Source organism: Streptomyces sp. RP5T, assembly GCF_003933965.1.
Classification (GTDB): domain Bacteria; phylum Actinomycetota; class Actinomycetes; order Streptomycetales; family Streptomycetaceae; genus Streptomyces.
Map to the genome: position 1 here is coordinate 1 of NZ_RSAJ01001169.1, position 961 is coordinate 961.

The following is a 961-nucleotide window of genomic DNA, read 5'->3' on the forward strand; positions in this document are numbered from 1 at the left end:
GAAGAAACCCCGTCCCGAGAGCACCACTTGATCCGCACAGAGGCGGTCCGGGCGACAGGGGCCGGGCTGCCGTCCGCACGCTACGGCAGGTAACCTCCAGCTCATGTCCCGCCATGTCGCGATCGTCACGGATTCAACGGCCTACCTGCCGCAGGGGACGATGGAGCGGCACGGCATCACAGCGGTACCCCTGACCGTGGTCCTCGGTGACCGCGCGCTGGAGGAGGGCACCGAGATCACGGCCCGCTCGCTGGCCCAGGCGCTCCAGAAGCGACACCCCGTCACCACCTCGCGGCCCAGCCCCGAGGCCTTCGCGGCGCACTACCGCGAGGTGGCCGAATCCGGCGCGACCGGCATCGTGTCCCTGCACCTGTCCGCCGAGCTCTCCGGCACCTACGACGCGGCGGTCCTGGCGGCGCGCGAGTCGCCGGTGCCGGTGCGGGTGGTCGACACCGGCATGATCGCCATGGCTCTCGGGTTCTGCGCGCTCGCCGCCGCCGAGGCCGCGGAAGCGGGCGGCACGGTGGACGAGGCGGTCACGGCCGCGGAGAAGCGGGCCGCGGGCACCTCCGCGTACTTCTACGTCGACACCCTCGACTATCTGCGCCGCGGCGGCCGGATCGGGGCCGCGCAGGCCCTCCTCGGCTCCGCGCTCGCCGTCAAGCCGCTGCTGAAACTCGTGGGTGGGCGGATCGAGCCGCTGGAGAAGGTGCGGACTGCGTCGAAGGCCATCGCCCGTCTGGAGGAGATCGCGGCGGACCGGGCCGGCAGCGCGCCGGTGGACATCGCGGTCCATCATCTGTCCGCCCCCGACCGGGCGTCGGCCCTCGCCGACCGGCTGCGGGCGCGGGTGACGGGACTGGCCGACCTGCATGTGAGTGAGGTCGGGGCGGTGATCGGGGCGCATACGGGGCCCGGGTTGTTGGGAGTTGTGGTCTCGCCGCGGTGAGTGGGGGCGGGT

1 protein-coding gene is annotated in these 961 nt (G+C 73.0%); it reads left to right on the top strand.

What is annotated here, in order from left to right; translation table 11 throughout:
* Window positions 1-103 precede the first annotated feature (103 nt).
* Window positions 104-949: a DegV family protein gene (locus EHS43_RS45190; RefSeq protein ID WP_125196119.1), complete on the top strand. Its 846-nt coding sequence runs from the start codon at window positions 104-106 to the stop codon at window positions 947-949.
* Window positions 950-961 lie beyond the last annotated feature (12 nt).

Excerpts from the sequence above, each read along its gene's own strand:
- EHS43_RS45190 (WP_125196119.1), top strand. The coding sequence starts at position 104 with ATGTCCCGCCATGTCGCGATCGTCACGGATTCAACGGCCTACCTGCCG.